The following is a 19904-nucleotide window of genomic DNA, read 5'->3' as shown; positions in this document are numbered from 1 at the left end:
CGTCCCGGCGCGCCCGCTCCCGCGGCGGAGCCTCAGCCGAGCGCTGCGCGCTTGATGCGGCGGACCCTGCGGGCCATACGGCGGATCGCCGCGTGGCGGGGGACCGGGAGACCGCCGGGGAGGCCGAGGACCGTCAGACGGCGGCGCTTGAAGTAGCGTGCGTTCCCCGCGGTGAGACGGGCCGTCAGATACGCCTCCGCCGCCCCGCGCAGATCCGCCCGGATCTGCGGCTGCATGGCGAACCCGACCGCCCGGACCAGCCCCGACACCTCCTCGTCCGCCGGGCGCGGGGCACCGGGGCGGCCGGTCTCCAGGTCCGGGACCAGCGCGTCGACCAGCGTCACCGGCACCCGGTTGCTGTTCTGGTACGGCTTCAGCCGGTCGAGCAGCGGCCCGGTCCCGGCCCGTGCGACCGGGATGCCGTAGAACGTGCTCGCGGTCAGCAGCGCCGTGGAGAAGCACCCCACCACCAGCGCCGGCCTCAGCCGCCGGTACAGCACCTCCGCCAGCACCGGCCGGTCCAGCACGGTCAGTTCGGCGCCCAGGCCCTCCGCCTCGCGCTCCAGGGTCCGCGACCACGCCGCCGGCGCCGTCGGATGCGGTTTGAAGACGAGCCGGCGGTGGCCGTGGGCGACCGCGCCCCGCACCATCCGCACGTGCAGGGATTCCTCCTCCTCCGCGGTGAGGATGCCCAGGGCCGCCAGGTACTGCCCGAGCAGCAGCGCGGGCCCCGCGCCCCCGTCTGCCGGAACCGCCGCTTCCGTGCCGTCCGCCGTGGCTCCCATGCCCTCGGCGTCGGCGGCGAGTTCGGCGACCACCTTGGTGAACGCCTCGGTCGGCACCGTTTCCGGGCGGGCGCCGAACTCCTCCAGCAGCAGCGGCGTGAGTCCCGGCACCAGGTCGAGGTGCAGCAGCCTGCGCACCCGCTCGCCCACCAGCGGATCGATCTTGTTGCGCGTCGGGCCGTAGCTCATCAGCCCGTCCGCGTACACGTCGAGGCGGGCGTCGGGGAACAACTGGGCGACCGCTAGCGCGGGGTTGACCTGGATGGACTCCAGTGCCAGCTCGATCCGGTCGTCCCCGAGGGCCCACAGCATCCGCAGATACCGCTCCCACATCGGAACGTCGTCCGGGCGCGGCGACCAGCCGGCCGGGTGGAAGGGTGCGATCGCCTCGTTCCACGACAGCACATCGTCGAAGCGTCCGCGCAGCCGCTCGAAGCCCGGCATCCGGTCGACCGGGGGCGCCGTCTCCGGCGTCGTCGCGTTGTTGCTCACCAGCAGCAGCCGCCGGTCCGCCGGCGCGAAGCAGCCGCTGTCGAGCGCCGCCGCCAGCGTCGCCGCGCCGTACAGGGTGGAGGCGAAGAAGATCTGCGTGGTCCGTGCGGTGCCCGGTCCGGTGCTCGTCGTACCCATCAGGCCGCTCCCGCCGCGCCGGAGTGAGCGGCGCCCGTCGCACGCCGGCGCAGCCTGCGCAGCCGCGAGGAGCGTTCGCCGTCCATGCCGTCGAGGGCGTCCTGGAGAACGTCCTGCGGCATACGGCGCAGGGCGTCCGCGCTCATCGAACGCAATTTCCGGGCCACGGACGGTTCGAACCTCTCGATCGATCCCAGGTGATGGGAAATGACGGCACAATAGGTCCGGACGGCTTTCGGCAGAAGCCGCCCGGATTCCGGATCGTTTGCGGCTTCTTCGAGTACCTGGTCGAAAGCCCTGATGAAATCCAGCTGCCGGACGTCACCGATCTGCGTCAGTGACGAGGCCACCCCGCGGCGGTAGAAGATCCCCAGCAGACCCACCGCGGCGAAGGACTCCGCCCCGCGGTGCAGCCGCCAGATCCAGGGCCGGTCCTCCGCGGTGCGCAGGCCGTCCGTGAAGTGCAGCAGCCCCTGGTCCAGCAGCTCGCGCCGGTAGATCCCGGCCCAGGCCATGGGGTAGTCGACGGAGGTGGACCGGTCGGCGGGCAGGATCGCGTCACGCGGCCGGAGCACCTCGTTCCGGCGGCCGACGGGCACCCGGAAGACCTTGCGCTCCCGGGCCGTGCACTGCACGTGGTCGGTGCGGACGAAGTCGACGCCGAGCTCCTCGGCGGCCGCGAGCAGCCGCTCGTAGTAGCCCGGGGCCAGCCAGTCGTCGCCGTCCAGGAAGGTGATGTACGCGCCGCGGGCGGCGTCCAGACCGGTGTTGCGGGCCGTGGCGAGCCCGCCGTTGCGCTCGTGTCTGATCAGGACCGCTCCCGGCACCCCGCGTTCGGCACGTTCCAGGATCTCCGGCGTCCCGTCCGTCGAGCAGTCGTCGACGAGCAGGAACTCGAAGTCCTCCCGGGCGTTCGCCCGGAGGCTTGCGAGGGTGTCGGGCGCATAGGCCTGGACGTTGTAGAAGGGCACGATGACCGAGAGCTTGACCACGCGCCGGACATTAGGCGCGGGCTCCGTCATTCGCTCTGACCGCGGGAGGGACGGCGGGTGAACAAGGTGCGGCGGAATTGTTAACCCGGACGGTCCCCGGGCCCTTTCGTCCTTCGTCGACGCGCTGTTAACCCTTTGTTGCTGCCGAGTTGGGCCGCCGAGCCGAATGCCTTCCTAACGTCCTCGGCGTGCCATCACGTACCAGCCAGGCGCCGCGCGTCGCCGTGCTCGCCGACTCCGACACCCGGTGGAAATGGGGTGCGCTCACCGCGCACCGGATAGCCGCCGGGGACGACCCGGCGGCCTCCGCCGAACCGGCCGGGTTCCTGCTGCGGGGGCGGGCGACGCCCACCGCGCGGCAGCTCGCCGAGGTCGGGGTCGCCGCGGACACCGTGCGCGAGGTCACCGCCGCCGAGTTCCTCCGCGCGATACGCGACGAGGCGTACGACGTCGTCGTCCTCGCCCTCGTCGGCGGCGCCGTTCAGGCCGTGCTCCACGGGATCGCGGCCCTCCGGCTGCCCCGCCGACCCGTACTGGTCACCGGCTACGTCGGCGTCGTCTACGAGAAGCTCGCCGACGGACTGCTGCTGCGGCACGGTGCGGACGTCGTCCTCGCCAACTCCCGCCACGACGCGGAACGGTTCCGCGCGGTCTACGAGGGCGTCGGCGCCGATGCCTCGCCGGTGACCGAGGCGGCGCTGCCGTTCCTCGGCGGCGCCCCGTACGAGCGGAGGGACGACCGGGACACGGTGGTCTTCGCCGTCCAGCCGTCCGTCCCCGAGAGCCGGTCCGATCGCGAGTACCTGCTCGGCCGGCTCGCCGGGCACGCGAGGCTCCACCCCTCCCGCGAGGTGCTGCTCAAGCTGCGCTCCCGGCCCGGCGAGCACACCACGCACCTGGAGGAAGTGCCGTACCAGAGGCTCGCCGAGCGGCTCCCCGGCGGACTGCCGCCGAACCTCAGCCTCGTGTACGGGCACATGGGCGAGGTCCTGGACCGGACGGACCTGCTGGTCACCGTCTCCTCGACCGCCGCGCTCGAAGCGCTCCACCGGCGCATCCCCACCGCGATCCTCACCGATCTCGGCGTGCGCGAGGCGCTCGGCAACCACCACTTCCTCGGCTCCGGGCTGCTCACCTCCTGGGACCGGCTGGACCGGGACCACCGGCCCGTACCCGACGAGGAGTGGCTGGCCCGGCAGGGCGTCGCCGCGGACGGGCGGTACGGGACGGCCTTCGACGAGGCGCGCGAGCGCGTGGCCGCACTGCTGCGCCGGCCGGAGCTCCCGCCCGTCACCCCCTACTACACCCCCACCACGGCGCCCGGCTACCTGCCGGCGATCCTCGCCCGCCACCGTCTCGCCCCGGACGGCAGCCCGCTCCCGGGAACGGCGCCGGCCGCCGGTCCCACCGGGGTGCGCCGCCTCGTCCGCGACGCGGTCCGCGGGGCGGCACGCGGCGCCTACCGCCACGGCGTGCAGCGCGTGGCGCCCGTCATCCGCCGCATGGGCGAGCTGTGACCGTTCCGAGAGCCCGAAGGAGCTCCACCTCATGACCACCGTCCTCGCCGTGATCCCCGCCAGGGGCGGCTCCAAGGGCGTGCCCGGCAAGAACCTCGCCGCGGTCGGCGGCGTGCCGCTCGTCGCGCGCGCCGTACGGGCCTGCACCGGATCCCCCCTGGTCACCGATGTCGCGGTGTCCACCGACGACCCGGCGATCGCGGACGCCGCGCGGGCGGCCGGAGCGGCCGCCGGCGCGGCCGGCAGGGTCCACTGCGTCGAGCGTCCGGCGGACATCGCGGGCGACACCGCGACCAGCGAGTCCGCGGTGCTCCACGCCATGGACGCCTACGAGGCGGAGCACGGCCGCAGGGTCGACGTGGTCCTCCTCGTCCAGTGCACCAGCCCCTTCCTGACCGCCGACGACATCGACCGGGTCGCCTCCGCCGTGGCGAAGGACGGCGCCGACACCGCGGTCACGGTCGCCCCCTTCCACGCCTTCGTCTGGCGCCGTGAACCGGCGACGGGCACGCCCGCCGCCGCCGGTACCGCCGACGGCGGCCACGGCGTCAACCACGACAAGAGCCACCGCCCCCGGCGGCAGGACCGACCCGAGGACTTCCTCGAGACCGGGGCCGCGTACGCGATGGACGCCCGCGGCCTCCGCCTCCACGGACACCGCTTCTTCGGGCGCACCGCGCTGGTCGAGACCGACCCCGCGCGGGTCCTGGAGATCGACGACCCGCACGACCTCGCCCGGGCCCGCGCCCTCGCGCCGCTGCTCGACCAGGTGACCGTCCCCACCCGCGCGGACGTCGACGCCGTCGTCCTCGACTTCGACGGCACCCAGACCGACGACCGCGTCCTCGTCGACTCCGACGGACGCGAACTCGTGGCAGTGCACCGCGGCGACGGCCTCGGCATCGCCGCGCTGCGCCGTGCCGGACTGAAGCTGCTGATCCTCTCCACCGAACAGAACCCCGTCGTCGCAGCCCGAGCCCGCAAGCTCGGCCTCCCCGTCCTGCACGGCATCGACCGCAAGGACGCCGCCCTGCAGCGGTGGTGCGCGGAGAACGCGGTCGCGCCCGAGCGGGTCCTCTACGCCGGCAACGACGTCAACGACCTGCCCTGCTTCGGGCTCGTCGGCTGGCCCGTCGCCGTGGCGAGCGCGCACGACTCCGTGCGTGCCGCCGCCCGTGCCGTCACCACCACCCCGGGTGGCGCCGGCGCGATCCGGGAGATCGCCACCTGGCTTCTCGGTCCCACCCTCAGCACTCCCGCCCAGTAAGCCGAACCGTAAGGAACCCCTCATGAACTCCCGTCTGCGCACCCTCGGCGGCAGGACCGCCGGTCCCGGCCGGCCCGTCTACATCACCGGCGAGATCGGCATCAACCACAACGGCGACCTGGACAACGCCCTCGCGCTGATCGACGCCGCCGCCGACGCGGGCTGCGACGCGGTCAAGTTCCAGAAGCGCACCCCGGAGATCTGCACCCCCCGCGACCAGTGGGACATCGAGCGCGACACCCCCTGGGGCCGGATGACGTACATCGACTACCGCCACCGCGTGGAGTTCGGCGAGGACGAGTACCGCGCCGTGGACGAGCACTGCCGTGAGCGCGGCATCGACTGGTTCGCCTCTCCGTGGGACACCGAGGCCGTCGCCTTCCTGGAGAAGTTCGACGTCCCCGCCCACAAGGTGGCCTCCGCGTCCCTCACGGACGACGAGCTGCTGCGCGAGCTGCGCGCCACCGGGAGGACGATCATCCTGTCGACCGGCATGTCGACGCCGAAGCAGATCCGGCACGCCGTCGAGGTCCTCGGCAGCGAGAACATCGTGCTCTGCCACGCCACCTCGACCTACCCGGCCAAGGCCGAGGAGCTCAACCTCCGCGTCATCAACACCCTGATGCAGGAGTACCCGAACGTCCCGATCGGCTACTCCGGCCACGAGACAGGTCTGCAGACCACCCTCGCGGCCGTGGCGCTCGGCGCCGCGTTCGTCGAGCGCCACATCACCCTCGACCGCGCCATGTGGGGCTCGGACCAGGCCGCCTCCGTCGAGCCCGGTGGTCTGCAGCGCATGGTCCGCGACATCCGCACCATCGAGGCCGCCCTCGGCGACGGGGTGAAGAAGGTCTACGAGTCCGAGCTCGCCCCGATGAGGAAGCTCCGCCGCGTCCCCGGCGTCGTCGCCGAGGCAGAGCAGAGCGAGCGGGCCGAGCCGGTCGCGGTCTGACGCCCATGGACCTCGCCTTCGTCGAGAGCCCGGTCCAGCTGCTGAACGTCCTGGAGTGGGCACACACCCCCGCACTGCCCGCGATACCCGCGCAGCCGGGACCGGGCGCCGCCCGCAGCGCGGCTGACCGGGGCGGCGACCTGACGGTCGTCGTGCTCTCGCCCACCGATCCGATGTCCCGCGGACAACTGCGCCGGATGGCGGAGCTGGCGCGCGACGAGGGGATCACGGTGCGCTGGCAGGAGGCCCGCGGCGGGGCGGACGCGGTCGTACGGACCGTGCGCGCGCTGGGCCCCGTGCTGCGCCGGGCCGAGCGGATCGTCATCGGCGACCCGTTCTCCCGGTATGTGCAGCTCCTGCTCACCCTCGTGGGCACCCGGCGGCTGACCGTGGTCGACGACGGCACGGCCACCATGGAGTTCGTGGCGCAGCTGACGCGCGGCGAACGGCTGGTGCGCTGGCACCGGCGGGGCCGCCGCGGCCCGCGCGAGCTGCTGCTCGCGCCGGTCTCGGCGGCCGCCCGCCGGCGGCTCACGCCGTCGCGCTGCCGGGAGGTCGAGCTCTTCACCGCGATGCCCGTGGAGGAAGCGCCGGACGGCATCGCCGTCACCCCCAACCGGTTCCGCTGGACGCGCTCGCGGTTCGGCCCACCGCTGCTCACCCGGGGCGCGGACCTGGTGGGCACCTCGCTCGTGGAGACCGGAGTGGTCGATCTCCAGCGTTACCTGGACGCCGTCGCCTCGCTCGCCCGTACGCACGGAGCCACCCGCTACTTCGCCCACCGCCGGGAGGGCACGGACAAGCTGCACCGGCTCGCGGCCGACACCGGTCTGGAGATCGTCCGGCCCGATCTGCCGCTGGAGGTGATCGCCCGGCGCGGGCCGGTCGGCCGTACGGTGGTGAGCTTCCCCTCCACCGTCGTGCACACCCTGCCGCTCGCGCTGGCCGGCACCGGTGTGACGGTCGCGGTGTGCGACATCGCCCCGGAATGGCTCAGGGACACGGCGTCACCGCGGGCCCAGGGCTTCCTCGCGGGGGTCACGGGCACGGCGCGGCACGTGCAGCGGCTCTCGGCGCCCGCCTGACCCGCGGGGCCCAGCCGGAAGGACCGGAACCCGAGAACCACGAGCGGCCCGGAGCCCCGGAGAACCGGAGACCGGTGGGGGTGGTCACAATCCGGTAGGAGTGGCCCGGAGCCCGGCCCGAACGGACCAGGAGGCGAAGGAGCGGTCCGACCCGCTCGGGCGCGGACGGTGCCGCGCGGACGGGCGGTGGGCCGGGCCGTACGGAAGGGTCCCGGAGGGCGGGCCGGACCGGCGTACGGACGTTCCGTCCACCCGGCCAGGGGTACCCGTACGGCCGACCTGGACGCGACAGGAGGCCGGAGTGTCCATATCGTGGTCAGGAGCGGGTGAGCTTACCCACACCGAACGACGGTCAAGCGTCGTCAGACGCATTTTCTTCCCCCTATAGGGCTGAACTTTTGTTGATCTCGAGTTAGTTGGGCCTTGAAGGGGCCTACTCTTCAACGGGTGAACCAGTTGATGTCCCGCGAGCCCGACGCCGGCCTCCCCGGCGAAGCCGAGTTGCCCGGCGACTACGTTCTGCCCGGCACGCTGTCCGACGCCCTGTGCACCGAACTCATCGCCTTCCGCCGGGACTTGCACATGCACCCGGAGCTCGGGAACCAGGAGTTCCGCACGACCGCCGCGATCAAGGCGCGGCTGGAGGCCGCCGGCCTGCGCCCGCAGGTGCTGTCGACGGGCACGGGACTCGTGTGCGACGTGGGTACGGACCGGGTCCGGCCCATGCTCGCCCTGCGCGCCGACATCGACGCCCTCCCGATCCCGGACACCAAGACCGGTGTGCCGTACCGGTCGACCGTGCCGGACCGGGCCCACGCCTGCGGCCACGACGTCCACACCACGGCGGTCCTCGGTGCCGGACTGGTCCTCGCCGACCTCGACCGGCAGGGCCTGCTGCCCCACCCGGTGCGGCTGATCTTCCAGCCCGCCGAGGAGGTGCTGCCGGGCGGCGCGGCCGACGCGATCGAGTCGGGGGCGCTGGACGGCGTGGGCCGGATCATCGCCGTGCACTGCGACCCCCGTGTCGACGTCGGCCGGATCGGACTGCGCATCGGTCCCATCACCTCGGCCTGCGACCGGCTGGAAATCACCCTCGACGGCCCCGGCGGCCACACCGCGCGTCCGCATCTGACGACGGACCTCGTCACCGCCGCCGCCAAGATCGTCACCGAGGTCCCGGCACTGCTGTCCCGCAGGGTGGACACCCGCTCCGGACTGGCCCTGACCTGGGGCCGTATCGAGTCCGGGCACGCCTGCAACGTCATCCCGCAGCAGGCGGAACTCGCCGGCACCGTCCGCTGTCTGGACCTGCCCGCCTGGCGCGAGGCCCCGGACCTGGTGCACGCGGCGGTCGACGAGATCGCCACGCTGCACCGCGCCAAGTCCCAGATCAACTACATCCGCGGGGTGCCGCCCGTGGTCAACGACCCCGTGATCACGGAACTGCTGCACGACGCCCACGCCGCACGGCGGGGATCGCAGGCGATCGAGGACACCGAGCAGAGCCTCGGCGGCGAGGACTTCTCCTGGTACCTGGAGCACGTCCCGGGCGCGATGGCCCGTCTCGGCGTCCGCGCTCCCGGCTCGAGTTCCCGCCTCGACCTGCACCGGGGCGACTTCGATGTGGACGAGGAGGCGATCCGCGTCGGCGTCGAGCTCTTCACGGCGGCGGCGCTCCTGGACGACCACCGATCGTAACCAGACAGTTCACCTTACGTTCGTCCAACGCGACGATCCGATAACGGCTGTCGAACACGTCTTTACCTGACATCTACGCGCGTTACGATCGCCGCAAAACCAGCGCCGGAAGTGGCGCTTTCGGTCAGGTTTAAAAGGAGCCTCTAGTGCGCCGGATCACCAGGATCGCCACCGTGGGCATCGCGTCCACGGCACTCGCGTTGTCCGCCACCGCATGTGGCGGCAAGTCCTCGTCCGAGGCCGGATCGGGCAGTGGTGCCAAGGCGGCCATCGCCTACGACATCGGCGGCCGCGGAGACCAGTCGTTCAACGACGCCGCCTACGCGGGTCTCGCCAAGGCCGAGAAGGAGCTCGACATCACGGGCGCCGAGGCCGAGCCGAGCGAAGGCGAGGGCGACCCGGACAAGGTGCAGCGCCTCACCTCGCTGGCGCGGGCCGGCAACAACCCGGTGATCGGCGTCGGCTTCGCCTACGCCCCGGCCATCGCCGAGGTCGCGCCGAAGTTCCCGAACACCACGTTCGGCCTCATCGACGACACCTCCAAGACCGGCAAGAACATCGCCAACCTGGTCTTCAACGAGGAGCAGGGCTCCTACCTGGCCGGCGTCGCCGCCGCCAAGGTCACCAAGAGCAACACCGTCGGCTTCATCGGCGGCGTCGAGGTGCCGCTGATCAAGAAGTTCGAGGCCGGCTTCGTCCAGGGTGTCAAGGACACCAACAAGAACGTCAACGTCAAGGTCCAGTACCTGACCCAGCCGCCGGACTTCGGTGGCTTCTCCAAGCCGGACCTGGGCAAGGCCGCCGCGCAGGGCCAGCTCGACGCGGGCGCCGACGTGATCTACGCCGCCGCCGGTCTCGCCGGCTCGGGCTCGATCGAGGCCGCCGCCAAGGCCAAGAAGTGGGCCATCGGCGTGGACTCCGACCAGTACAAGCAGCGGGGTCTCGCCCAGTACCAGGACTACATCCTCACCTCGGTGACCAAGGACGTGTCCGGCGCCGTCTACAACCTGATCAAGTCGGTCAAGGACGGCAAGCCGCAGTCCGGTGAGGTCCGCTACGGCCTCGACAAGGGCGGCGTGGGCCTGGCCACCTCCAACCCGGCCTTCACCAAGATGACCGAGGTCACCGCCGCGATCGACAAGGCCAAGGCCGACATCGTCGCGGGCAAGGTCACGGTCAAGACCGCACCGTAACCGGGCGACGGGAACCACGGGCCCACGGGTCCGGAGGGGCGGCGCGAAGCAGCCCCTCCGGACCCGGACCGGGTTCCGTCCGCCGGTTCTCGCTCTTTGTTGCTGCTACGCGCGTAGAGTTCTTTCGGGCGCGATAGCTTCGCCACCACCCCCGACCGCGGAACAGCCCGCCCCCACGCCTGCCCTGCCCCTGCTTCTCGCTCCTTCCTCCAAGGAGAGTGCGTCATCAACGCGTCCAGTCCGTCATCGCCGCCGGCTGCTGCTGCCGTAGAACTGCACGGCATCACCAAGCGCTTCCCTGGCGTCGTCGCCAACCACGACATCGACATCACCATCCGCAAGGGCACAGTCCATGCCCTCGTCGGTGAGAACGGTGCCGGCAAGTCGACCCTCATGAAGATCCTCTACGGCATGCAGAAGCCGGACGAGGGCACCATCACGGTCGACGGCAACCAGGTCAGCTTCCACAGCCCGGCCGATGCCATCGCCACCGGCATCGGCATGGTCCACCAGCACTTCATGCTGGCCGACAACCTCACCGTGGTGGAGAACGTCGTCCTCGGCGGCGAGAAGCTGTACGGCATCGGCGCCAAGGCCCGGAAGAAGATCAAGGACATCTCGGACGCGTACGGGCTGAACATCCGCCCGGACGTCCTGGTGGAGGAGCTCGGCGTCGCCGACCGCCAGCGCGTGGAGATCCTCAAGGTCCTCTACCGTGGTGCCCGCACTCTGATTCTCGACGAACCGACCGCCGTGCTGGTCCCGCAGGAGGTCGACGCGCTCTTCGACAACCTGCGGGAGCTCAAGGCCGAGGGACTCACGGTCATCTTCATCTCCCACAAGCTGGGCGAGGTGCTGTCGGTCGCCGACGACATCACCGTCATCCGCCGCGGCACGACCGTGGGCACCGCCGACCCGCGCACCACCACCCCGAAGCAGCTGGCCGAGCTGATGGTCGGCAGCGAGCTCCCCTCGCCGGAGACGCGCGAGTCGACGGTCACCGATGTGCCGATGCTCGACGTCGACAACCTCCGGTTGACCGCGGTCGACCCCGACGGCGTCGTCCGCGAGGTCCTCGCCGGCATCACCCTCACCATTCACAAGGGTGAGGTCATGGGCATCGCGGGAGTCGAGGGCAACGGCCAGACCGAGCTCATCGAGGCGCTCATGGGCCTGCGCGACCCCGACGGCGGCGTGATCACCCTCGACGGTGCCGACATCTCCCACGCGCCGACCCGCAAGCGCCGCGAGGACGGGATCGGGTACATCCCCGAGGACCGCCACCGGCACGGTCTGCTGCTGGAGTCCCCGCTGTGGGAGAACCGTATCCTCGGCCATGTCACCGAGCGTCCCAACAGCAAGAACGGCCTGCTCGACCTCAAGGCCGCCCGCAAGGACACCGAGCGGATCGTGCGCGAGTACGACGTCCGCACCCCCGGGATCGACGTCACCGCAGCCTCCCTCTCCGGCGGCAACCAGCAGAAGCTGATCGTCGGTCGCGAGATGAGCCACGCGCCCAAGCTGCTGATCGCCGCCCACCCCACCCGTGGTGTGGACGTCGGCGCCCAGGCACAGATCTGGGACCAGATCCGCGAGGCCCGCCGCGAGGGTCTCGCGGTGCTGCTGATCTCGGCCGACCTGGACGAGCTCATCGGGCTCTCCGACACCCTGCGGGTGATGTACCGCGGCCGGCTGGTCGCGGACGCCGACCCCGCCACGATCACCCCCGAGGAGCTGGGCTCGGCCATGACCGGCGCCGCCACCGGCCACCTTGAGCACCACGAGAACGGAACCGGTGAGGGCCGATGAAGAAATTCGACAAGGACCGGCTGATCCTGGGCTTCGCCGGGCCGGCGCTCGCCCTGGTCGTCGCCTTCGTGCTGACCTCCGTGGTGCTGTTGGCGTCGGGCCTCAGCCCCATCGAGCCCTACCAGCTGATGGCGGAGCAGGTCGAGTTCACCGATGTCCAGGTGAACATCCTCAACCAGAGCGGCATCTACTACCTCGCCGCCCTCGCCGTCGCCATCGGCTTCCGGATGAACCTGTTCAACATCGGCGTCGACGGCCAGTACCGCCTCGCGGTGATGCTGGCGGCCGTCGTCGGCGCCTCCGTCGAGCTGCCCGGCCCGCTGCACGTCGCGCTGATCGTGCTCGTCGCCATGCTCGTCGGCGCGCTCTGGGCCGGTATCGCGGGCCTCCTGAAGACGACCCGAGGGGTCAGCGAGGTCGTCTCCACGATCATGCTGAACGCCATCGCGACCAGCCTGATCGCCTGGCTGATCCTGCCCGCCAACCTCGGTGTGCAGCCCGAGGGCTCCAACGACCTGACGACCGGGGAGATCGCCGAGTCCGGCTGGGTCCCCGGTCTGGAGCTCGAAGGCGGCACCATCTACGGCTTCACCTTCGTCGCCTTCGCACTCGGCCTCGTCTACTGGTTCGTACTGAACCGCACCCGCTTCGGCTTCGACCTGCGCGCCACCGGCGCCAGCGAGTCCGCGGCGCAGGCGAGTGGCGTCAACGCCAAGAAGATGGTCATGACGGCCATGCTGATCTCGGGTGCGGTCGCGGGCCTCGCCGGCATGCCGATGCTGCTGGGGCAGACCCACACCTACAGCCTCAGCTTCCCGGTGGGTGTCGGCTTCACCGCCATCACCATCGCGCTGCTGGGCCGCAACAGCCCCATCGGCATCTTCTTCGCCGCCGTGCTCATCTCCTTCCTGGAGAAGACGGCGGAAGGGCTCGGTCTCGCCGGGTACCCCAAGGAGATCTCCATCATCATGCAGGGCCTGATCGTGATCGCGGTCGTCGTGTCCTACGAACTCGTCCGCCAGTACGGGCTCCGCCGCCAGCAGCAGAAGGTCGGCGAGGAACTCGCCGCCCAGGCCCGCAAGAACCGTGAGGAGGTGGCCGCGTGACGACCACCACGGCCGTCCCGGCCGGCGCGGCGCCCATCAAGCGCGCCCGTCGCACCCTTTCCGTGCCCATGATCCTGCTCATCATCGCGGGCGGTCTGGCACTGTTCTCGCTGGTCCGCGTCATCAGCGGCGCCGACGACCTCACCTCGGTCGGGCAGGTGTCCGGCGCCCTCCAGCTTGCCGTGCCCATCGGTCTCGCCGGTCTCGGTGGCCTCTGGGCGGAGCGCGCGGGCGTGATCAACATCGGCCTCGAAGGCATGATGATCCTCGGTACCTGGTTCGGCGCCTGGGCGGGTTACCAGTGGGGCCCCTGGACGGGCGTCGCGGTGGGCATCATCGGCGGCGCGCTCGGCGGCCTGCTGCACGCGATCATGACGGTGACGTTCAACGTCAACCACATCGTCTCCGGTGTCGCCATCAACATCCTGGCCGTCGGTGCCACCCGCTACCTGTCCGACTTCACCTTCGCCGAGGCGCCGGGCGGCTCCTCGAAGCAGTCCCCGCGCATCGACGCGATCACCGAGATCACGATTCCCGGGCTCTCGGACGCCCTGGCGGACCTGCAGGCCAAGCACTGGTTCTTCGTCTCCGACCTGGCGGGCGTGCTCGGCGGACTGGTCACCAACCTCTCCCTGCTGACCGTCATCGCGCTGCTGCTCGTCCCCGCCACCTGGTGGGTCCTGTGGCGCACCGGCTTCGGTCTGCGGCTGCGGTCCTGCGGTGAGAACGCCGTCGCCGCCGAGTCCCTCGGCGTCAACGTCTACAAGTACAAGTACATCGCCGTGATCGTCTCCGGTGCGCTGGCCGGACTCGGAGGCGCGTTCCTCGCCATCGTTTCCACGGGCATCTACCAGGAGGGCCAGACCGGCGGCCGAGGCTACATCGGTCTCGCCGCCATGATCTTCGGTAACTGGATGCCGGGCGGACTGGCGCTCGGTGCCGGACTGTTCGGCTTCACCGACAGCCTGAAGCTGCGTGGCGGCGCCGAGAACGTCCACGCCATGCTCCTGCTCCTGGCGATCCTGCTGGTGCTGGTCTTCGCCTGGCAGCTGTACAAGAGGAAGCACTGGCAGGCCGGTATCTGCCTCGGTGTCTCCGGCCTGCTCTTCGCCTGGTACGGGCTCACCGACGCGCTGCCCAGCCAGTTCGTTGACGCCGCGCCCTATGTGACCACCCTTCTGGTGCTCGCGCTGTCGGCGCAGCGTCTGCGGCCACCCAAGGTCATCGGACAGCCGTACAAGAAGGGCCAGGGCAAGTGACGCACGGCCCCGCGCCGGCGGCCGACGCCGGCGCCGTCGACTGGGGAGCCCTGCGCGAGGCGGCGCGGGACGCGATGTCCCACGCGTACGTCCCGTACTCGGGCTACCCGGTCGGCGCGGCCGCCCTCGTCGACGACGGCCGCACGGTCAGCGGCTGCAACGTCGAGAACGCCTCGTACGGACTGTCGCTGTGCGCCGAGTGCGGGCTCGTCTCGCAGCTGCAAGCCTCGGGCGGTGGCCGGCTCACGCATTTCACCTGTGTGGACGGCAACGGCGACGTGCTGATGCCGTGCGGCCGCTGCCGCCAGCTGCTGTACGAGTTCGGCGGCCCCGGTCTGCTGCTGGAGACCGAGGCGGGCATCCTGCCTCTCTCCGAGATGCTGCCCCTGGCCTTCGGCCCGGAGAAGCTCGGCTAGGCCCCGCAGGGCCATGACCCGGCGGCCCCTCCGCTGCTCCGGCGGAGGGGCCGCGACATTTTTCGCACCACCTGGTTCGCACCCGGAAGGACCCCAAGCACATGGACGCCATCTCCGTCATCCGCACCAAGCGCGACCGAGGCGAACTCACCCCCGAGCAGATCGACTGGGTCATCGACGCGTACACCCGCGGCAAGGTCGCCGACGAGCAGATGTCGGCGCTGGCTATGGCGATCCTGCTGAACGGCATGAACCGTACGGAGATCGCCCGCTGGACCGCCGCGATGATCGCGTCCGGCGAGCGCATGGACTTCTCGTCGCTTTCGCGCCCGACCGCCGACAAGCACTCCACGGGCGGAGTCGGTGACAAGATCACGCTCCCGCTGGCCCCGCTGGTCGCCGCCTGCGGCGCAGCCGTGCCCCAGCTGTCCGGCCGCGGCCTCGGCCACACCGGCGGCACGCTCGACAAGCTGGAGTCCATCCCCGGCTGGCGGGCGCTGCTGTCCAACGAGGAGATGCTCCGGGTACTCGACACCACCGGTGCGGTCATCTGCGCCGCGGGCGACGGGCTCGCCCCCGCCGACAAGAAGCTGTACGCCCTGCGCGACGTCACCGGCACGGTCGAGGCCATCCCGCTGATCGCCTCCTCGATCATGTCCAAGAAGATCGCCGAGGGCACGGGCTCGCTCGTCCTGGACGTGAAGGTCGGCTCCGGCGCCTTCATGAAGAACATCGAGGACGCCCGCGAGCTCGCCTCCACCATGGTCGGCCTCGGCACCGACCACGGGGTGAGGACCGTCGCGCTGCTGACCGACATGTCGACGCCGCTCGGCCTCACGGCGGGCAACGCCCTGGAGGTCCGCGAGTCCGTCGAGGTGCTGGCGGGCGGCGGCCCGGCGGACGTCGTGGAGCTGACCCTCGCACTGGCCCGCGAGATGCTCGACGCGGCCGGCATCAAGGATGCCGACCCGGCGAAGGCCCTGGCCGACGGTTCGGCGATGGACGTCTGGCGCCGCATGATCGCCGCACAGGGCGGCGACCCGGACGCCGCGCTGCCGGTCGCCCGCGAGCAGCATGTGATCACGGCTCCGGCCTCGGGCGTGCTGACCCGGCTCGACGCCTACGGGGTCGGTGTCGCGGCCTGGCGCCTGGGCGCGGGCCGGGCCCGCAAGGAGGACCCGGTGCAGGCGGGCGCGGGCGTCGAGCTCCACGCCAAGCCCGGCGACGAGGTCACCGCGGGCGCCCCGCTGATGACCCTGCACACGGACACCCCCGAGAAGTTCGACTACGCCCTGCAGTCCCTGGAGGGCTCCTTCGACATCGCCGCACCGGGCACCTCGCACGAGGCGACCCCGGTGGTGCTGGAGCGCATCGCCTAATGGGACGGGCGCGGGCAGGAGCCCGGTGCTTGTTTTCGGGCGAACGGGATCGGTGATGGGCCGCCGGTCCCGTTCGGCATGCTGGACTCGGTGACGCACCGACAGAGGAGACCGCCATGCACCGCGTGCTCGACACGGTGAAGTACGGGGAAGGACTCCACATCCCCGCCCCCTACGACCTCACGATCGACACGGGCGCATTTCCCGTCGGCTGACTTCCCGCCCGGCCTGCCGTGCGCGCGGGCCCCACGCGGGAAGTGACCGCGCCGATCCGATGAGTTGTCGTCGCGGGCGCGGTCTCCTCTCGTGTGGAGAGCACTCGGCAGCCGATCGTTCTGGAACTCGTCGGCCGGATCACCCCGGCCGATGTGCCGCTGCTGTGCGCCCTGCTGCGGAGACGAGCCGCCGGGGGCCGCGCCGGCCGGGAGGTCGTGTGCGACGCGGCCCGGCTGACCGTCGCCGATCTGACCGCCGTCGAGGCCGTCGCCCGGCTGAGGCTCACCGCCCGCCGACTCGGCCGGGAGCTGCGACTGGCGAACGCCGGTCACGAGCTGCTCACCCTGCTCGCCCTCGTAGGGCTGGGCGACGACGACCCGGACCTGCCCGCGCCGGTCAGCCCCCGGCGCTGAGCCGCTCCGGCAGTTCGAACAGCGGGAACCAGCGCTTGGTGTCCAGGTAGAAGTCCATCGCGCCGATCCGGCCGCCAGCGACCTCCAGCACGATCAGCGCCCAGGGCTCGTACCCCTCGCCGTCCTGGCTCGGGTGGTACTGGGCGAAGGCCGGCGAGCCGTTGGCCACCGTGGGGAGCAGCTTCGAGCCGCGGCACACCTCGCCGACGCCGAGCATCCAGCCCACGATGTCGTCGTGGCCGCGCAGCCACAGGTCGTACGGAGGCATGGACATCGTCGCGTCCTCGCGCAGCAGTGCCGTGAGCGCCTGCATGTCGTACCCCTCGAAGGCGGCGACATAGCGCTCCAGCAGCTTCTGCTGCTCCTGGTCGAGCGGGTCCGCCGGATCGGAGTCCGAGGGGTCGTACTCGCCGAGGGTGGCACGGGCCCGCTGGAGCGCGCTGTTGACCGAGGCGACGGACGTGCCCAGCAGCTCGGCGACCTCGGCGGCCTTCCACGCCAGCACCTCCCGCAGGATCAGCACCGCGCGCTGCTTCGGCGGCAGGTGCTGCAGCGCGGCGACGAACGCCAGCCTGATCGACTCGCGCTCCACCGTCGTGTCGGCCGGGTCGGCCACCGACGGCAGCACCCGCCCGTCCGGCACAGGTTCCAGCCAGGTGATCTCCGGACGGGCGGTGAGCTGCGCCTGGGTCACCGGGGTGGCGGCGGTCAGGTCCATCGGGCGGGCGCGGCGGTTGCCCGCGTTCAGCATGTCCAGGCACACGTTCGTGGCGATGCGGTACAGCCAGGAACGCAGCGAGGACCTCCCCTCGAACTTCTCGAGGCTCTTCCAGGCCCGCACCATCGTGTCCTGGACCGCGTCCTCCGCCTCGAAGGCCGAGCCGAGCATGCGGTAGCAGTAACCGGTGAGCTCCGTCCGGAAGCCCTCCAGCCGGGACTCGAGGTCCCGTGTCGTTGCCGGATCACCCATGGTTCCGCCCCTGTCGCCGTCCGCACCAGCCCTTCGGACGCTACCGGAGGGGACTGACAACGAGGGTCAGGTTCCGGGCTTGCGGCCGTAGACGTACACGTCGTCCCCGTTCTTGAGCAGGTTCCAGTACGCCTTGGCGTCCGCCGGTCGCATATTGACGCAGCCGCCGGAGCCCGGCGGGTTGTACATGCTCTTGGTGACCGAGTGGAACGCCTGCCCGCCGTCGAAGAACTGCGAGTACGGCATCCACACCTTGTAGATCGTCGACCAGTGGTTGGCGCTGCGGTAGTAGACCCGCTTGGCGCCGGTCCGGGTCTCCGCGCCGTCCCGCCCGGTCCGCACCGGCACCGGCCCGTACTTCAGCTTCGAACCGTCCTGGATCCAGCTCAGCTGCCTGGTCAGGTCGACACATGCGATGCGCCCCTTGTTCGTCGGGCACGTGCCGGCCCTGTTCGGGGTGGTGCCCGCGGCCCGCTGGGCGAGGATGGTGTTCATCGTGCGCCAGGTGACCGGACCCGCGTAGCCGATGGTCGGGGTGATCCCGTGCCAGCGCTGGAAGGTCTGGATCGCCTTGCAGTCGGACGGCGACTGCCGCCCGTCGACCTTCAGGCCCATGAACTTCTCGACCTGCTTCTGGTACGGCCCGGTCGACGTCGTGCACGACGCCGCCAGGGCCGGCGCCGCGCCGAGCGCGAGACCCAGCGGTACCACCAGCCCGGTGACGCCGAGGGCGACACCACCCCGTCTCCGTACGGTCCCCCAGTGTGCTGTGCGGCCCACGGTCACCAACTCCCCTGTACGCCCGGTGCGGTTGCCTTGACCTTTGGACGCGTAGGGGGGAGCCGCGGTTGTAGGGAGGAGGAGACGGATTCGGCGGATTTCCGGGGCCGCCGTCACACGAGCCTCAGTGGCGAACTGCCGCCGCAGAGAGCATCGGCCGGCTCTCCCGGGCCCGGGCCGCGTACGTCCCGTACAGCGTGATCGACACGACGCCGAGCACAGCGAGCAGCCCCAGCAGGACCGTGCCTGCCCAGCCGCCCGAGTGGAAGGCGACCGCACCGAGGGTGCCGCCCAGGCTGCTGCCCAGGTAGTACGCGGACTGGTACAGGGCCGAGGCCTGGGCGCGGCCCGTCGTCGCGGTGCGGCTGACCGAGGAGGAGGCCACCGCGTGCCCCGCGAAGAAGCCGGCCGTGATCAGTACCAGGCCCAGGAGCACCGCGGTCAGCGAGTCGGCGAGCGACAGCAGCAGACCCGCCGCCGTCGTGCCGACCGCGAGGTAGAGCGCACCGCGCCGACCCAGCCTGCCCACCAGACGCCCCGCGGCGGCCGACGAGAGGGTGCCGACCAGATAGACCAGGAAGACGGAGCCGACGACACCCTGGGGGAGACCGAACGGGGCTCCGACGAGGCGGTAGCCGATCACGGTGTAGACCGCGCCGAAGACCGTCATGAACAGGGCGCCGATCCCGTAGAGCCGCATCAGCAGCGGGTCGGAGAGATGACCGCGGACGGTGCGCGCCAACGCCCCGGGGTTCAGCGAACCGGGTGTGAAGTTCCGCGCCTTCGGCAGCAGCAGCCGGAACGCCACGGTGCAGACGACCGCCATCAGTCCGACCGCGGCGAGCGCCGCCCGCCAGCCCCACGCCTGCGAGACCCAGCCGGTCACGATCCGGCCGCTCATCCCGCCGATGCTGTTGCCCGCGACGAAGAGACCGATCGCGGCGACCAGCGCCTTCGGGCGCACCTCCTCCGCCAGGTAGGCCATCGCCGAGGCGGGGATGCCCGCCAGTGCCGCGCCCTGGACCGCGCGCAGCGCCACCAGCCACTCCGGGCCGGGCGCGAACGGCACCAGCAGCCCCAGGGCCGTCGCCGCCACCAGGGACACCGTCATCAGCCGCACCCGGCCGAACCGCTCGGAGAGCGCACTCAGCGGCAGCACGCACAGGGCGAGTGCCCCGGTGGCCGCGGAGACCGTCCAGCTGGCCTCGCTCGCCGTCACGCCGAAGTCGTCGGACAGGGCGGGCAGCAGGGCCTGGGTGGAGTAGAGGAGGGCGAAGGTGGCGACGCCCGCGGAGAAGAGCGCGAAGCTCATCCGCCGGTAGCCGGGGACTCCGGGAGCGAGCCGTGACGAGGTGGGTTCGGGGGACGGCGAGGGGAGGGCACCCACGGTGGCGGGTGCCCCGGTACTTGCGGAAGGCATACCTCGAAGGTAGGCGC

Annotated in this window: 17 protein-coding genes; 12 read left to right on the top strand and 5 right to left on the bottom strand. The window is 71.4% G+C overall.

The features are described 5' to 3' along the window. Positions 1-32: 32 nt before the first annotated feature. A complete protein-coding gene (locus O7595_RS12350; RefSeq protein ID WP_269728770.1) occupies positions 33-1415 on the bottom strand; it encodes an alpha-2,8-polysialyltransferase family protein in 1383 nt (460 codons plus the stop codon). Then, complete coding sequence (locus tag O7595_RS12345; RefSeq protein ID WP_269728769.1) at positions 1415-2407, bottom strand: glycosyltransferase family 2 protein; 993 nt, start codon at positions 2405-2407, stop codon at positions 1415-1417. Before O7595_RS12345 ends, O7595_RS12350 begins: the two co-directional genes overlap by 1 nt. A 224-nt stretch (positions 2408-2631) precedes the next feature. Between O7595_RS12345 and O7595_RS12340 the strand changes: the two genes are divergently transcribed. The 12 genes from O7595_RS12340 to O7595_RS12285 all read left to right on the top strand — a co-directional run bounded on the left by O7595_RS12340 (position 2632) and on the right by O7595_RS12285 (position 16717). Next, the gene (locus O7595_RS12340) at positions 2632-3924 is read left to right on the top strand and encodes a DUF6716 putative glycosyltransferase (protein WP_269732467.1); all 1293 of its coding nucleotides are present in this window, start codon (positions 2632-2634) and stop codon (positions 3922-3924) included. 31 nt (positions 3925-3955) lie between these two features. Then, positions 3956-5191 (top strand): acylneuraminate cytidylyltransferase, encoded by a 1236-nt coding sequence (locus O7595_RS12335; protein WP_269728768.1) that lies wholly within the window; start codon positions 3956-3958, stop codon positions 5189-5191. A gap of 22 nt (positions 5192-5213) precedes the next feature. Further along, entirely contained in the window at positions 5214-6143 is a 930-nt protein-coding gene (locus O7595_RS12330) for an N-acetylneuraminate synthase family protein (RefSeq protein WP_269728767.1), read from the top strand. Positions 6144-6148: 5 nt separating this feature from the next. Then, positions 6149-7228: a hypothetical protein gene (locus O7595_RS12325; RefSeq protein ID WP_269728766.1), complete on the top strand. Its 1080-nt coding sequence runs from the start codon at positions 6149-6151 to the stop codon at positions 7226-7228. 459 nt (positions 7229-7687) lie between these two features. Then, complete coding sequence (locus tag O7595_RS12320; RefSeq protein ID WP_269732466.1) at positions 7688-8926, top strand: M20 family metallopeptidase; 1239 nt, start codon at positions 7688-7690, stop codon at positions 8924-8926. 146 nt (positions 8927-9072) lie between these two features. Further along, positions 9073-10119 (top strand): BMP family lipoprotein, encoded by a 1047-nt coding sequence (locus tag O7595_RS12315; RefSeq protein ID WP_269728765.1) that lies wholly within the window; start codon positions 9073-9075, stop codon positions 10117-10119. Between the two features lie 225 nt (positions 10120-10344). Next, positions 10345-11928 (top strand): ABC transporter ATP-binding protein, encoded by a 1584-nt coding sequence (locus O7595_RS12310; RefSeq protein WP_269732465.1) that lies wholly within the window; start codon positions 10345-10347, stop codon positions 11926-11928. Next, positions 11925-13034, top strand: coding sequence for an ABC transporter permease (locus O7595_RS12305; protein WP_269728764.1), 1110 nt, complete (start codon positions 11925-11927; stop codon positions 13032-13034). Before O7595_RS12310 ends, O7595_RS12305 begins: the two co-directional genes overlap by 4 nt. Next, entirely contained in the window at positions 13031-14293 is a 1263-nt protein-coding gene (locus O7595_RS12300; RefSeq protein WP_269728763.1) for an ABC transporter permease, read from the top strand. The genes O7595_RS12305 and O7595_RS12300 overlap by 4 nt, the downstream gene beginning before the upstream one ends. Further along, positions 14290-14709 (top strand): cytidine deaminase, encoded by a 420-nt coding sequence (locus tag O7595_RS12295; protein ID WP_269728762.1) that lies wholly within the window; start codon positions 14290-14292, stop codon positions 14707-14709. Before O7595_RS12300 ends, O7595_RS12295 begins: the two co-directional genes overlap by 4 nt. Positions 14710-14810: 101 nt before the next feature. Then, entirely contained in the window at positions 14811-16088 is a 1278-nt protein-coding gene (locus O7595_RS12290; RefSeq protein ID WP_269728761.1) for a thymidine phosphorylase, read from the top strand. A 308-nt stretch (positions 16089-16396) separates the two neighbouring features. Next, on the top strand, positions 16397-16717 hold the full coding sequence (locus O7595_RS12285; protein ID WP_269728760.1) for an STAS domain-containing protein: 321 nt from the start codon (positions 16397-16399) through the stop codon (positions 16715-16717). Here O7595_RS12285 and O7595_RS12280 read toward each other — a convergent pair. The 3 genes from O7595_RS12280 to O7595_RS12270 form a co-directional block, all read right to left on the bottom strand. After that, complete coding sequence (locus tag O7595_RS12280) at positions 16701-17687, bottom strand: sigma-70 family RNA polymerase sigma factor (protein ID WP_269728759.1); 987 nt, start codon at positions 17685-17687, stop codon at positions 16701-16703. The genes O7595_RS12285 and O7595_RS12280 overlap by 17 nt on opposite strands. Before the next feature lie 66 nt (positions 17688-17753). After that, positions 17754-18398, bottom strand: a complete 645-nt coding sequence (locus tag O7595_RS12275) for a L,D-transpeptidase family protein (protein ID WP_269732464.1) — start codon at positions 18396-18398, stop codon at positions 17754-17756. Positions 18399-18591: 193 nt separating this feature from the next. Next, complete coding sequence (locus tag O7595_RS12270) at positions 18592-19887, bottom strand: MFS transporter (RefSeq protein WP_269728758.1); 1296 nt, start codon at positions 19885-19887, stop codon at positions 18592-18594. Between the last annotated feature and the right edge of the window lie 17 nt (positions 19888-19904).

The sequence above is a fragment of the Streptomyces sp. WMMC940 genome (genome assembly GCF_027460265.1).
Classification (GTDB): Bacteria; Actinomycetota; Actinomycetes; order Streptomycetales; family Streptomycetaceae; genus Streptomyces.
Note: the sequence above shows the minus strand (reverse complement) of the source record. Positions and strands in the feature narration are given on the sequence as shown.

What these genes read in the sequence shown, in the direction of transcription:
- O7595_RS12335 (WP_269728768.1), top strand. Translation starts at nt 3,956, where the DNA reads ATGACCACCGTCCTCGCCGTGATCCCCGCCAGGGGCGGCTCCAAGGGC.
- O7595_RS12270 (WP_269728758.1), bottom strand. Translation starts at nt 19,887, where the DNA reads ATGCCTTCCGCAAGTACCGGGGCACCCGCCACCGTGGGTGCCCTCCCC.
- O7595_RS12290 (WP_269728761.1), top strand. Translation starts at nt 14,811, where the DNA reads ATGGACGCCATCTCCGTCATCCGCACCAAGCGCGACCGAGGCGAACTC.
- O7595_RS12280 (WP_269728759.1), bottom strand. Translation starts at nt 17,687, where the DNA reads ATGGGTGATCCGGCAACGACACGGGACCTCGAGTCCCGGCTGGAGGGC.
- O7595_RS12320 (WP_269732466.1), top strand. Translation starts at nt 7,688, where the DNA reads ATGTCCCGCGAGCCCGACGCCGGCCTCCCCGGCGAAGCCGAGTTGCCC.
- O7595_RS12305 (WP_269728764.1), top strand. Translation starts at nt 11,925, where the DNA reads ATGAAGAAATTCGACAAGGACCGGCTGATCCTGGGCTTCGCCGGGCCG.
- O7595_RS12330 (WP_269728767.1), top strand. Translation starts at nt 5,214, where the DNA reads ATGAACTCCCGTCTGCGCACCCTCGGCGGCAGGACCGCCGGTCCCGGC.
- O7595_RS12325 (WP_269728766.1), top strand. Translation starts at nt 6,149, where the DNA reads ATGGACCTCGCCTTCGTCGAGAGCCCGGTCCAGCTGCTGAACGTCCTG.
- O7595_RS12350 (WP_269728770.1), bottom strand. Translation starts at nt 1,415, where the DNA reads ATGGGTACGACGAGCACCGGACCGGGCACCGCACGGACCACGCAGATC.